This is a genomic window from Pontibacter virosus, from assembly GCF_003096355.1.
Lineage (GTDB): Bacteria > Bacteroidota > Bacteroidia > Cytophagales > Hymenobacteraceae > Pontibacter > Pontibacter virosus.
Genome location: NZ_QEKI01000023.1, coordinates 12425 through 25207, shown reverse-complemented (window position 1 = coordinate 25207; position 12783 = coordinate 12425). Strand labels below are relative to the sequence as shown.

The following is a 12783-nucleotide window of genomic DNA, read 5'->3' as shown; positions in this document are numbered from 1 at the left end:
TTGTACTTTATTTGCCATTATTTTTGTCTGCCGCCTATGATACAGCTGGAAAATATACACAAATACTACGCGGTGGGGCACAACAAACTGCATGTGCTCAAAGGAATTGACATGCACATAGAGGAAGGCGAACTGGTCTCGATCATGGGCTCCTCGGGCTCCGGCAAATCCACTTTGCTCAATATTCTCGGCATCCTTGACGACTACGACAGCGGCAGCTATACCTTAGCGGGTACACCTATCCGGAATTTGTCGGCTTCGAAAGCGGCTTACTACCGCAATAAGTTTCTGGGCTTTGTGTTCCAGTCCTTCAACCTGCTTTCTTTCAAAAATGCCATGGAGAATGTAGCCTTGCCACTTTATTACCAGAACGTGGGCCGCAAACAACGCAACAAACTGGCACTGGAGTACCTCGACATGGTGGGCCTGAAAGACTGGGCAGAGCACTCGCCCAACGAAATGTCAGGTGGGCAGAAACAGCGGGTTGCCATTGCCAGAGCGCTTATTTCGCAGCCCAAACTGATCTTGGCCGACGAACCGACAGGCGCCCTCGACACGCAGACCTCTTATGACGTGATGGATATCTTCAAAGATGTGAACAGCAAAGGCATGACCGTGGTGATCGTGACGCACGAAAACGACATTGCCGCCCAGACTCACCGCGTCATCCGACTCAAAGACGGCCTGATCGTGCACAACGACCATGGGCAAAATGCGGAAGAAGCCATACTGGCGGCGGAAGCTGTAGCTGCCAAGAGTTAAGGATGCTTAGATCTTACAGCAATTAACAAGTTAACAATCAACAACAAAAAAGATGTTCGACCTCGACAAATGGCAGGAGATACTAGGGACGATGCAGAAAAACAAGCTGCGCACGTTCCTGACCGCCTTTGGCGTGTTTTGGGGCATCTTTATGCTGGTACTGTTGCTGGGCGCGGGTAAGGGCCTGGAGAATGGGGTATACAACCGCTTCGGAGCCGGAGCCAAGAACAGTATTTACATCTGGACTGGCAAGACAGCGCTGGCCCACAAGGGCATGTCGCCGGGCCGTGAGATCAAACTAACCAACCAGGATATAGCGTCGGTGCACCGCGACGTGGACAACGTCCAGATACTGTCACCGCGTAACCGGGTAATGGGCGAGTTCACCATCAATTACAAAACACAGAATGGCTCTTACCAGGTGTTTGGCGCCGAGCCGGGCTTCCTGAAAATCAACGGCGAAATTCCGTTCAAAGGCCGATTGCTAAACGAGATTGACGAGCGTGAAAAACGCAAAGTGGTCGTGATAGGAGATCAGGTAAGCAAAGTACTCTTCGGAGAGGCTGATCCGGTGGGTGAATACGTCAACATCAAAGGGATACACTTTAAAGTGGTAGGCACTTTTAAGATGCGCGGCAATAACAGCAGTCGCCGCGAAGAGCGGGCGTACATCCCTTTCTCGACCTTGCAGGCCGCTTTTAACCAACCCAACCAAGTCCAGATGATGGCGCTGGTAGCCGAACCAGGCGTGAGTGCCAAAGACATGGAAGACCGTCTGCGCAATTTGCTGGCTGAGCGTCACAAGTTTTCGACCGAAGATAAGATGGCCATTGGGGTAGAGAATACAGAGGCGGAATTTTTGAAAGTGATGGGGCTCTTCAATGGCATCAAGATATTTGTGTGGATAGTGGGCATAGGGACTCTAATCGCCGGCATTGTGGGCGTGAGCAACATCATGCTGATCATCGTGAAGGAGCGTACCCGCGAAATCGGGGTACGCAAAGCCCTGGGGGCAACACCCTTCTCCATCGTGAGCCTGATCCTGCAGGAGTCTGTGGTGATTACGGCATTCTCGGGTTACCTCGGCTTGCTGGCAGGCACAGGTGTGCTCGCTGGCTTGGAGTACTTAATGGAATCGTCTGGTGCGGAAGCGCCCTTCTTCGCCAATCCGGAAGTAGACCCTAGCGTAGCGCTGGCGGCAACAGCGGTGCTGGTGATTTCAGGAGCCCTGGCCGGGCTGATGCCAGCTCTCAAAGCTGCTAGGATTAAACCGATAGAAGCGCTGAGGGCAAGTTAGAATTGTGAATGAGTGGTGGAGTGGATGAGTGATTAATTTTCATACTCAGATATTTCGTTCAGAATTTCATAAGGTATAGCTAACAGGAAAGACATTAGAAGTATTTAATAAATAAAAGGTCACTCATTCACTAAATCAAAATTCACTAACTCACTCAATCCAACTATGATCGACATTGATAAATGGACCGAGATTTATAACACCGTAAAAAAGCATAAGCTGCGTACGGCGCTGACTGCCTTTGGGGTGTTCTGGGGCATTTTCATGTTGGTGCTTTTGCTGGGTGCTGGTCGCGGACTGGAGAAAGGTATAACGGCTGAGTTTAACGTGGCCAAGAATGCAGTGTTTGTGTGGACGCAGCGCACCAGTGTGCCTTACATGGGCTTGAAAGCGGGGCGCTTCATCCAGATGACGAACGACGATATAGAAGCCATTCGGACATTTGTACCGGAGGTAGGTGTGATTGCGCCGAGCAACCAACTACAAGGTAGCTTCTCAGTGGTATACGGTACCAAAAGCTCAGCTTTTACCGTGAACGGAGAAACGCCAGAGGTACTGCACGTCAAGCCGACGAATGTGGTAAGTGGCCGTTTCATCAACCAGAAAGATGTGGAAGAGCGCCGCAAAGTAGCCGTGGTCGGGCCGCGTACTTTGGAACTTTTGTTTGGGGAAGGCGATGACCCAATCGGCAAGTATATCAGCATCAAAGGTATTTACTTTCAGGTAGTGGGCACTTTCAAGCCACTAGGCAAAGACGAAGACGTGGTGCAGGACGCCCAGACCATTTTTATACCTAACACGACCTTGCAACAGGCCTTTAACCAGCCCAATCAGGTGAACTTCTTCGCCATGACGCCCAAGCCCGGTGTGCCGGCCGCGGTGGTGGAGGAGAAAGTAAAAGCTTTATTGATGAAACGTCACAAAGTAGCCCCAACCGACCTCAAGGCTTTCGGCTCGGCCAATGTGGAGAAAGAGTTTCAGGATGTGCAGGGGCTGTTTGCAGGTATAGCGGGCTTTAGCTGGCTGGTGAGCATCGGCACCATCATCGCCGGTATCATCGGGGTGGGCAACATCATGCTTATCGTGGTGAAAGAGCGAACCAAGGAGATCGGTATACGCAAGGCACTTGGCGCAACGCCATTTTCTATCGTGAGCCTGATCATACAGGAGTCCATCGTGATCACGGGTTTTGCGGGCTACATCGGTTTGCTGGCTGGCACCGGGCTTATCGCGACCATCGAGGGTTTTATGGTGGATAATAATGTGCAGGCGGGCTTCTTCGGGCCGCCTGAAGTAAACCCTACTGTGGCTGTGACGGCGACTGTGTTACTGGTGGTGGCCGGCGCTTTGGCTGGGCTTATACCTGCCACCAAGGCGGCCCGTGTGAATCCGGTCGTAGCCCTGCAGGAAGAGTAATTATAGCATCAAATCAACAAGATTATAATTGAATAACCACTATGAAAAAGGTTTTTATCGGACTGTTCGTGATTGTCATACTGGCCGCATCTGTTTGGCTGGGACGGTACTTCTACAACAAAGCCAACACCGATCCTATTGTGTATAAAACGGAAGAGCCCTTTGAGACAGACATCGTGAAGAAGACGGTGGCCACCGGCTCCATCGTGCCGCGCAAAGAAGTGGAGGTGAAGTCGCAGGTGTCGGGCATCGTGGAAGAACTGTACGTGGAGGCCGGGCAGATCGTGAAGCAAGGGCAACTACTGGCCAAGATCAAGATCGTGCCGAACATCGTGAACGTGAACAACGCTCAGAATACGCTGGAAACAGCACGCATCAATTTCGAAGAGGCCAGGCGCGAACTGGCTCGCCACGAGCAGCTCTACGAGCAGAAGGTGATCGCCGAACAGGAGTACCGCCGCTTTAAAGCTGACTATAACCTGAAGCGTGAAGCCCTGCAGTCGGCGGAGAGCAACCTGCAACTCGTACGCGAAGGCGCTTCCAAACGCAGCGGGCAGGCCTCTAACTTAGTCTACTCCACCATCGACGGCATGCTGTTGGACGTTCCGGTTAAAGTGGGTACCTCCATTATCGAGCGCAACAACTTCAATGAGGGCACCACCATCGCCTCGGTAGCCGACATGCGCACCCTGATATTTGAGGGCAAGATCGACGAGTCGGAAGTGGGTAAGCTAAAAGAAGACATGGACCTGTTGTTGACTATCGGCGCTATCGAAGGCCGCGTGTTCAATGCCAAGCTCGAGTACATTGCCCCGAAAGGCGTGCTGGAAGAGGGCTCCATCAAATTTCCGATCCGCGCCAAAGTGCTGCTCGACGAGAAGGACTTTATCCGGGCAGGGTATAGCGCCAACGCCGATATCGTACTCGACAAGCGCGAAAAAGTAATGGCAGTAAAGGAGAGCCTGCTCAAGTTTGAGAAAGACAAGTCGTTTGTGGAAGTGGAGACTGCTCCGCAGGTTTTTGAGAAACGCGAAGTGAAAACCGGCCTGTCAGACGGCATCAACATTGAGGTAGTATCAGGACTGAAGACTTCGGAGAAAGTGAAAGTGCCAGATGCGAATGCGCCTCAGAATATTTAACTGTTTGTTTAAGGTGAGTAAAAAAAGCGGGTCATGCCCGCTTTTTTATGCTCAGTTAAACACCCATTGCAAAATGAAATGTGAAGGTATGAAGATGCAAATCGGGAAAAACAGCATGGACAATGCAAAGTACAGCCCCTTTGGTATAGCTGTCTGAGGTTCGCTGCCGAAGCCGTATACCCAGTTCACGTTCTCTTTGGGGTCGGTGAGGGAATAGCTGAGTGGCAGCACCACCCACGCTAGTGCCGTTTGGTACCAGATGGCGCGGGTGTCATAACCACATTCAATGAGCAGCCAGATCACGATGGCCGGCAGGAATACATGAAACAGCGACAGTCCGCGCAAAAACAGGCTCTTGTCCCGGTGGAACATATAATCGCTCAGGCCCAGAAGCTCTTTGCCGGTGAGCAGGCGCCCGAAGTAATCCAGGTTCCAGACAAGTTCCAGTCCCAGCACGCCCACCGCCATCATGCTCAGCAAAAGTTGGTTTTCCGTCCAGAGCACGATGCCGACCGAGAACAGCGCCACATCCGAAAACCACAGGAAATTGCCCGGCCCATAGTGCTTCCAATACACCGGCACCAGTACCAGCAAAAACAAGGTATAGGCGATCGGCAACCAAAGTGGGATGGATTCGGACATAGAACAAAAGTTTTGGTCGATCATCTTATACCTGACTTCGCTCCGAAAGGATGGAATAGGATCAAATGGAATATCAAATTATACCTGATAGTTAACAATTGGCGATCATTCGAGTAAACTATGTAAGGGATTGATTTATAATATATTAAAATGTTGTCTTATGAAACGTGAGGATTTAAGTATAAGAAGGGCAGTATTTTATCTGTTGGTTTTACTGAGTGGCTTTGCCTATGCCTGCGACGATGACGAGACGGATGACATGCTCGAAAGTGAAATTGAATTTACCAATGTAGAGCTGTCCGGCGAAAATGAGGTGCCGACCGTAGCCACAAGCGGATCGGGCTCACTCACCGCTACCTACGACCGGAGCACCCGGATACTGACGTATAATTTCAGTTGGACGCTCGGAAGTGCGGATGACAACACAGTAGGCATACACTTTCATGGTCCGGCTCTTGCTACCGAGAATGCTCCTGTCGTGATACCGATCGAAAATCACACAGACAGCCATACCGGTTCAATGACGGGCACGACAAGGGAGTTAACCCCGACGGAAGAAGAGCAGTTGCTCGACGGCAGGTGGTACCTGAACATACACAGCAGCACCTACCCAAACGGTGAGCTGCGAGGGCAGCTGTTGCGTGGGGAAAACTAAGAGTGCGGTGAAAGGTAAATTTCTTTTGGTTGACAATCATGCAGGTATAGCCGTACCTTTGTGGCAAATTAGAATACCTTATGCACTTGGCTACTACAGAAGCTACCGTACAGATACTTGATTTTGAACCACAGCACGCCAGCGCGTTCCGGGCCCTCAACGAAGAGTGGATCACCCGTTATTTTGTAATGGAAGAGGCCGACCACAAATCGTTGGGTAATCCGCAAAGCTACATCATCGACAAAGGAGGTTTTATTTTGATGGCGAACTACCAAGGCGAGATCGTGGGAACTTGTGCGCTGATTAACGATGGACAGAGCGTATATGAACTGGCTAAAATGGCGGTGACCCCCAAGGCGCAGGGCCTGAAGATCGGGAAGCTTTTAGGTGAGGCGGCCATCCAAAAGGCGCGTGAAGTCGGTGCCCGTATGGTATACCTGGTTTCAAACAGAAGACTTGAGACGGCCCTGAACCTGTACCGCAGATTAGGTTTTGTGGAAGTGCCGATGCCGCCCAGCATTTACGAGCGTGCCGACATCAAAATGGAATTGCCTTTGTAAGAAAAGTATAAGTCTACAGGTATAGCCCTTAGATCAGGCTGGTTTGGCGGCTTATGTCCTGGCGGGCAACCCCCACTGTCATCCAGCAGCCTTTGTACATGCCCTTCCGCTGCTTGGCTAGTATGAACAGATAAGGTACCTGCTCCCCATTTGCCCCTTTGATGACCACGAGTTGATAGGCCGTGTTGTCTGTTATCACCATCTTTCCGGGTTTGTATGAAACAAAGTTGAGCATGGGGCTATAGGCCGGGTCACGCACCATCATCCGGAAGTGGTTGAGCGGTCCTAAACTAACACGGCTGGTTGGCGACGAGAAATTGAAAACCGTGATGATGCCACTATCGGTCATATCGTTTCTTTGCAGGGCGTGGAGTTGAATCTTGATAACCTGGCGGGGAGAAAGTGTCTTGGAGGGCTTCAGAAACCGGGCTTTTGAGTTCATAACCGTCCTGGCTTCGTCCGAGGTGTAGCGAACATGATCTTCCGCATTCATCTCGGGCATAGCCGGAAACTGTACCCACAGCATCACCAGCAATACGACTCCTACACCGAGCAGGAGTTTGTCGTACATATTTTCAAACCCTCTCATGTTCAATATGTACTTTATATAGAGCTAATTAGTTGTTAATAAATCATTCTGCCATGTAAACAGTTATTTTTTGCGGGTAAATGCTCTTTTGCGTATATCGAATTGAGAAGATTGCGTATAAGAGTTGGATTTTTCCTTTATGCTCCACTTTCTGACATATTTCTTCCAAGCTATCCGCGGCTGGCTGGCAAAGCAACCACTGGTGCAGCGGCTGTACCAGCGATTTCCGGGGCTTGCCCGGTTTCTGCTGCGCCGCTTCGATACCACCAGCTTTATTGGGTTGCCGCTCTCTATCCTGCTGCTGGTGATAGGCTTCAACGCCGCATTGCTCTCCCAACTGACCGAAGATGTGGTCGAATCGGAGGGAGTGGTACATATTGACCAAGCTTTCACGACCTTCCTTTACAACATGCGCAGCGAGTGGCTGAGCCAGACCTTCTATGCCCTCACGCAACTGGGCACCCGGGAAGCGGTGTTTGCCATCGGCGGGCTGGCCACCATTGTGTTCTTATACAACCGGCGCTACACAGCGGTGCTGGCTTTCTGGCTTACGATGGCGGGTACAGGACTGTCGGTGCAGTATGGAAAGAAGTTTATAAGCCGCGATCGCCCCACCGAGGTGGCTTTCTATCCAGAGCACAACTTTTCATTCCCGAGCGGGCATGCCACAACCAGCATGGCGCTGTGGGGTATACTGGCCTACTTCGGGTACCGCCACCTGCACCGTAGGCGCTCGCGCAACGTCGTACTGGCCGGAGCCGGGGTGTTGATTTTACTGGTAGGTTTCAGCAGAATATACCTGGGGGTGCATTTTCTGTCGGATGTACTGGCGGGCTTTCTCCTAGGCGCCATGTGGGTTCTTTTGGGGATCAGCATTGTAGAAGTGATGAGCTACCTCAGAGCCCGGAAAGAGCTGCGTGCTTCCCCCTAGAATATAGTTCCTATACTATCTATTGTGCAGCTTCTGCGTATAATGCCTGACGCATACCTACTATCATGAACTGCACCCTTAAGAGGCTAAGCTATTTGGCCCTGTTTATATACCTGTTTCTAACGACGACCACTGCGCGCGCCTATGGCGTCCTCACGCACCAGGCCATTATCGATGCTGCCTGGAAAGACTCTATCGAGCCCCTGCTGCGCAAGCGTTTTCCCAACGCGACAGACGAGGATCTGCAACAGGCGCATGCACATGCCTATGGGGGTTCTATTGTGCAGGACATGGGCTACTTTCCGTTTGGCAACACCTTTTTCACAGACCTGACCCACTATGTTCACAGTGGTGATTTTGTAGAAAACCTCATCAAATCATCCACTACAATAGAAGAGTACAGCTTTGCGCTTGGCGCCTTGTCGCACTACAATGCCGACATACACGGGCACCCATTGGGGACCAACAAAGCGGTGGCGCTGGTGTATCCTAAGGTTGGAGCTGAGCATGGGAAAGAGGTAACGTATGCTCAAGATGCCGTGTCGCACATCAAAACAGAGTTCGGCTTTGACGTGCTGCAGGTGGCACGAGGCAATTACGCGCCTGAGGAATACCAGTCTTTTATCGGGTTCAAGGTGTCGAAGGAGTTATTGGAACGCACATTTCTGGAAACGTATGGGCTTGAGCTGAACGACGTGTTTATGAACGTGCCGCTGGCGATCGGGACCTACCGCTATACCATTCGTGGTTTTATACCTGACCTGACCAAAGCCGCCTGGCAGGCCAAGAAAAGTGACATACAAGAGGCAAGCCCAAGTATAACCCGCAACAAATTTCACTACCACATGAAGCGTGCGGAGTTTAACAAGACCTATGGCACAGACTACGATAGACCTAATATATTCGCTCGTTTCGCAGCCTGGATCATTAAGGTGCTCCCCAAACTAGGGCCTTTCCGGACACTTGCCTTTAAGCCGCCAACCCCCGAGGCAGAGAAACTATTCTATCATAGCTTTAACACCACCGTCGAGAATTACACAGAACTTATAAAGCAGCTCAGGCAACAAGGCCAACTAAAGCTGGCTAATATGCAGCTCGACACGGGGGAGCCAGTGAAACCCGGCGACTACAAACTAACGGACGAGACGTACGCTGAACTGCTACAAAAACTTGCCAAATCTGATTTCAAAAACACGAGCCCTGCTTTAAGACAAAACATTCTACAATTCTATCAACCACAAAAAGCGATGCAGGAGGTAGAGGAGGACGAGCGACCCGAGTTAAGAGAAGCCCTCAAAAAGCTGCGGGTGCATCAGTTGTAAGTAAGCACATAGATATAGGTATAAGCAATGGCCTGGTTTAAAAAGTACAGCCTTTAGACTGCTTACGGATAGACTCACAATCTCTGTATACGCCTTGTTGCTGGGCTGCTGGTGCGCATATGATTATTGCAGGCCTGACTTGTGCGCAGCGTGGAATATGAGAGGCATGTGAAACCCTACACTCCAAAATCCGATACATATAAGTCTGACACCCTGTCTCATCAAGCCAACTGTGGACGTATGACGAGGTGTACATGTGTTTAATTAAAACAAACTTAACTATGGAAAACAAAACGAATAAGAATTCGCAATCGAATCAGAATCCATCAGCTCAGAGCAGCTCACAACCAAATACATCGAATATTGGCTCTAGCCAGTCTTCAGCTTCAAGCATGGGCGACAGAAACCAGTCGTCAGCCAGAAACTTATCTGGAAGCAGCCAATCGTCTGCTTCAGGCAAATCGAACTGGAAGGACACTTTCAAGAAAGAAAACCTGAACAACCTGACAGGCAAACTGCAGGAGTTTGGCAACAGCACCATGAACAAAGTGAATGGCCTGAGCACTACGCAGAAAGTAGTAGGTGGCTCTTTGCTGGCACTGGGCGCAGGCTGGGTAGCCATGAACTCGATGAACAAAAACAAGTCGGGTAAAATGGGCTCAAAAAGTGCCAACGCACAAAACAAGCTGAACAGAAACCTGAATAAGAATCTGGGAAGCAACAGATAGTTGTTTCAACGATAATTTATATGGCAAAAAGCCGGGTGATTAACCCGGCTTTTTGTTTCGTACAGCTATAGCACAAAGGCAAATCCTGCGTATAGCAACACAAAGACCTCAATAATTCTATGAAGAAGCGAATACTATGGGAATAAGTAAAGCACTGGTAAGCGGACTGGCAGGGGCCGTTTCCTTAACGATCGCACATGAAACCCTGCGCAGACTGGTACCTGAGGCACCCCGCATGGATGTGCTGGGGATGCGGGCTATTTCAAAGATTATGAAGAAAGCCGGTGCGCAGCCGCCTGCCGCAGGCACCCTGCGTACCTGGGCCATGGTGGGTGATGTGGTTTCAAACTCACTGTACTACAGCCTGGCCGGGTCCGGCAAAGATACCTGGTTACGAGGCAGCCTGTTGGGAGCCGGGGCAGGGGCAGGCGCTGTGTTATTGCCCGGTCCAATGGGGCTGGGCTCTGACCCAAGCAACCGCACCAACAGTACCCGCGCCATGACAGTAGGGCTATACCTGCTGGGTGGCCTGGTAGCCGCTGCTGTAGGCAGCACACTCGCCTGCAACGACAAAAAGTGCTGATACCTGATATCAAGGCATCACCTTGTGCTCTGTACCTGTGATTGGTCTACTCTGGTAGATTGGCACAGATGCAGAGCACTTCTTTTTGGGGCACAACTGGCTGGTAATCGGGCAGGGTATACTCTTTCATGTATACTACCTGCAGTTCTTTTACAGGATTGGTTGGGTGTGCTTCGTTCCAGCGGCGCACCAGGTAGTTGCAATAGTAGGGCCTGAGAAATGCATAGTGCACAAACAGGTAATTTTCAGAGTATTTACGCCAGCGGTCGTTTTTAAACATGCTCATAACGGAGGCAGGTTTGGCGTAATCTGCTTCCTTCCCCTCACGGTTCAAATCGATAAGCTGGCCGTTGGCTGCCTGGCCTTCCAACACATACCAACCATCATCTTTAAACACAGCTGGGGCGAACATGCCCCAGCGCTGGTCTACGCGCAGCAGGTTGCCAAACCAGGTGGTAGAATCCGGCATGGTGGGCACCCGGGCAGTTGCTCCTGCCAGATTCCACCAGATGCAGTAAATCAGCACAAAAGTTACAAATCCTTCGCGGGCGTACTGCAACTGTTGCTTGGAAAGCATCGGCTTCTGCATGCTAATCTGCAGCCGCAGCTGAGCCGGACTTCTAAAGCCTTTGAATATGCGCTGAAACTGACCTGACAATGGTCTTCTGAATGAGGTGAAGAACTTTCGCTCCGCCCAGTTCATGGCCTGTGGCGGGAGCAAACCGGAGATGGAGGCGATATTAATGAGGTAAAACAGACCGACAAACAAGGTCAGGCTGATGCTGATGTGGAATATGAACAGGACTCCGACCACGACAAGCCGCCATACATGGTTGTAAAAGGGAATCAACAGCAGAAAGGGAAGCAGCAATTCAGTATACCAGGCGCTGAGCGTCAGGAATTTCAGTAGCTCCGGGTAGGGGTATATCAGTTTGCCGACGGGCATCAGGATCTGGTCGAGGCTGAGGGCGTAGTAGAGGGCGGTGCCTTCGGTGTGCCACTCCGGTGAGTTTTTGAGCAAGGCCGTGCAGAAGTAAACCAGGAAAATCTGCATGATGTAGGCCACTGTCGCCGCACTGAAATAGGTGGTTTGCTGCAACGCAGGCCTTGGAGCTTTGGCAGCATCATAGCTGTAGCACTTTCCCCAAGGCAGAAACATACCCCAGAAGAGCAGCATGCGGAGAAGATCATCTCCTCCCTGTGCTATAAAGGTGTTCCGGTTTTGAAGCGATACAAGCAGCACCCAGCTAATAATGGTGGCTGTGCGCGTCTTATACCCCAGGAGTAGGAAAACGGCAAAAACGGCGGCTATCAGAAACAGTACGGCCTGCACCTGCCAGAGCCCGCTTAAGGTATGGAAGGAGAAGTGGTAGGGATGCCAGCCAAATTGATGCAGCACATGCAGCGGCAATACACCCATGTTTGAATAGTGCGCCTCGAGATCGGTGGCACGTATAGCCAGGTCAGTTATAATGATGCCGGCTACCCAAATGCGCATCACGGCCAGGGCTCGCAGGTCAACTGTAAAAACACGGTGCAAGTATTGTTGCAGTTGATGCATGGTGTAATTAAGGGTTATGGTTAAAAAAGCAAAAAGGCAAAGACCGAAGAGGTACTTGCCTTTTTACTTATCAGTGCCTAAGTAAAACTCCTATCTAGGAGCTGTACCCATTGTGGTTGTTCCTCCTGTAGTTGTACCAGTCGTTGTGCCAGTTGTGGTTCCAGTTGTGGTGCCTGTAGTCGTTCCGGTAGTTGTCCCGGTAGTCGTTCCAGTGGTTGTGCCGGTTGTGGTCCCAGTAGTTGTACCGGTTGTAGTGCCAGTGGTAGTACCTGTGGTAGTTCCAGTCGTGGTTCCTGTGGTAGTTCCTGTTGTTGTACCAGTGGTTGTGCCCGTAGTAGTTCCTGTTGTTGTGCCGGTTGTGGTACCCGTTGTGGTTCCGGTGGTAGTACCAGTCGTAGTACCTGTTGTAGTTCCGGTAGTCGTACCGGTTGTAGTGCCTGTGGTTGTTGTGCCAGTAGTCGTACCGGTTGTAGTGCCGTTCATATCGGTATCTGTAGAATCAGTACCGGTAGTAGTGGTGTCTGCACATCCGGTCATTACCGTTGCCGCTACAAAAGATAGAGCGAGCATGTTTACAAATGTCTTTTTCATAGTCCTT

The 12783-nt window shown here is 50.8% G+C and carries 14 protein-coding genes; 10 read left to right on the top strand and 4 right to left on the bottom strand.

Annotation, left to right across the window (positions count from 1 at the left end):
• Positions 1 to 36: 36 nt before the first annotated feature.
• The 4 genes from C8E01_RS20735 to C8E01_RS20720 all read left to right on the top strand — a co-directional run bounded on the left by C8E01_RS20735 (position 37) and on the right by C8E01_RS20720 (position 4614).
• On the top strand, positions 37 to 762 hold the full coding sequence (locus tag C8E01_RS20735) for an ABC transporter ATP-binding protein (RefSeq protein WP_116545373.1): 726 nt from the start codon (positions 37 to 39) through the stop codon (positions 760 to 762).
• Positions 763 to 814: 52 nt separating this feature from the next.
• Positions 815 to 2059, top strand: a complete 1245-nt coding sequence (locus tag C8E01_RS20730; protein WP_116545372.1) for an ABC transporter permease — start codon at positions 815 to 817, stop codon at positions 2057 to 2059.
• Positions 2060 to 2224: 165 nt separating this feature from the next.
• Entirely contained in the window at positions 2225 to 3475 is a 1251-nt protein-coding gene (locus C8E01_RS20725; protein ID WP_116545371.1) for an ABC transporter permease, read from the top strand.
• Positions 3476 to 3516: 41 nt separating this feature from the next.
• Positions 3517 to 4614 (top strand): efflux RND transporter periplasmic adaptor subunit, encoded by a 1098-nt coding sequence (locus tag C8E01_RS20720; RefSeq protein WP_116545370.1) that lies wholly within the window; start codon positions 3517 to 3519, stop codon positions 4612 to 4614.
• Positions 4615 to 4665: 51 nt separating this feature from the next.
• On the opposite strand, the gene C8E01_RS20715 is transcribed toward C8E01_RS20720, so the two are convergent.
• Positions 4666 to 5256, bottom strand: a complete 591-nt coding sequence (locus C8E01_RS20715) for a membrane-associated protein (RefSeq protein ID WP_116545369.1) — start codon at positions 5254 to 5256, stop codon at positions 4666 to 4668.
• A 160-nt stretch (positions 5257 to 5416) separates the two neighbouring features.
• On the opposite strand from C8E01_RS20715, the gene C8E01_RS20710 reads away from it, so the two are divergent.
• Together C8E01_RS20710 and C8E01_RS20705 are read left to right on the top strand one after the other, a co-directional pair.
• Complete coding sequence (locus C8E01_RS20710) at positions 5417 to 5911, top strand: CHRD domain-containing protein (protein ID WP_116545368.1); 495 nt, start codon at positions 5417 to 5419, stop codon at positions 5909 to 5911.
• An 80-nt stretch (positions 5912 to 5991) separates the two neighbouring features.
• A complete protein-coding gene (locus tag C8E01_RS20705; RefSeq protein ID WP_116545367.1) occupies positions 5992 to 6471 on the top strand; it encodes a GNAT family N-acetyltransferase in 480 nt (159 codons plus the stop codon).
• A 28-nt stretch (positions 6472 to 6499) separates the two neighbouring features.
• On the opposite strand, the gene C8E01_RS20700 is transcribed toward C8E01_RS20705, so the two are convergent.
• Entirely contained in the window at positions 6500 to 7060 is a 561-nt protein-coding gene (locus tag C8E01_RS20700; RefSeq protein ID WP_116545366.1) for a DUF4864 domain-containing protein, read from the bottom strand.
• A 139-nt stretch (positions 7061 to 7199) separates the two neighbouring features.
• On the opposite strand from C8E01_RS20700, the gene C8E01_RS20695 reads away from it, so the two are divergent.
• The 4 genes from C8E01_RS20695 to C8E01_RS20680 all read left to right on the top strand — a co-directional run bounded on the left by C8E01_RS20695 (position 7200) and on the right by C8E01_RS20680 (position 10624).
• Entirely contained in the window at positions 7200 to 7991 is a 792-nt protein-coding gene (locus C8E01_RS20695) for a phosphatase PAP2 family protein (RefSeq protein ID WP_116545365.1), read from the top strand.
• Positions 7992 to 8056: 65 nt separating this feature from the next.
• Positions 8057 to 9313 (top strand): zinc dependent phospholipase C family protein, encoded by a 1257-nt coding sequence (locus C8E01_RS20690; RefSeq protein ID WP_116545364.1) that lies wholly within the window; start codon positions 8057 to 8059, stop codon positions 9311 to 9313.
• 392 nt (positions 9314 to 9705) lie between these two features.
• Positions 9706 to 10041, top strand: a complete 336-nt coding sequence (locus C8E01_RS20685) for a hypothetical protein (protein ID WP_116545363.1) — start codon at positions 9706 to 9708, stop codon at positions 10039 to 10041.
• 136 nt (positions 10042 to 10177) lie between these two features.
• Entirely contained in the window at positions 10178 to 10624 is a 447-nt protein-coding gene (locus tag C8E01_RS20680) for a hypothetical protein (protein WP_116545362.1), read from the top strand.
• Positions 10625 to 10670: 46 nt separating this feature from the next.
• Here the strand turns inward: C8E01_RS20680 and C8E01_RS20675 are convergent, their stop codons facing one another.
• Positions 10671 to 12185, bottom strand: a complete 1515-nt coding sequence (locus tag C8E01_RS20675) for an HTTM domain-containing protein (protein ID WP_116545361.1) — start codon at positions 12183 to 12185, stop codon at positions 10671 to 10673.
• Between the two features lie 90 nt (positions 12186 to 12275).
• Positions 12276 to 12776, bottom strand: coding sequence for a hypothetical protein (locus tag C8E01_RS20670; RefSeq protein ID WP_207774929.1), 501 nt, complete (start codon positions 12774 to 12776; stop codon positions 12276 to 12278).
• Positions 12777 to 12783 lie beyond the last annotated feature (7 nt).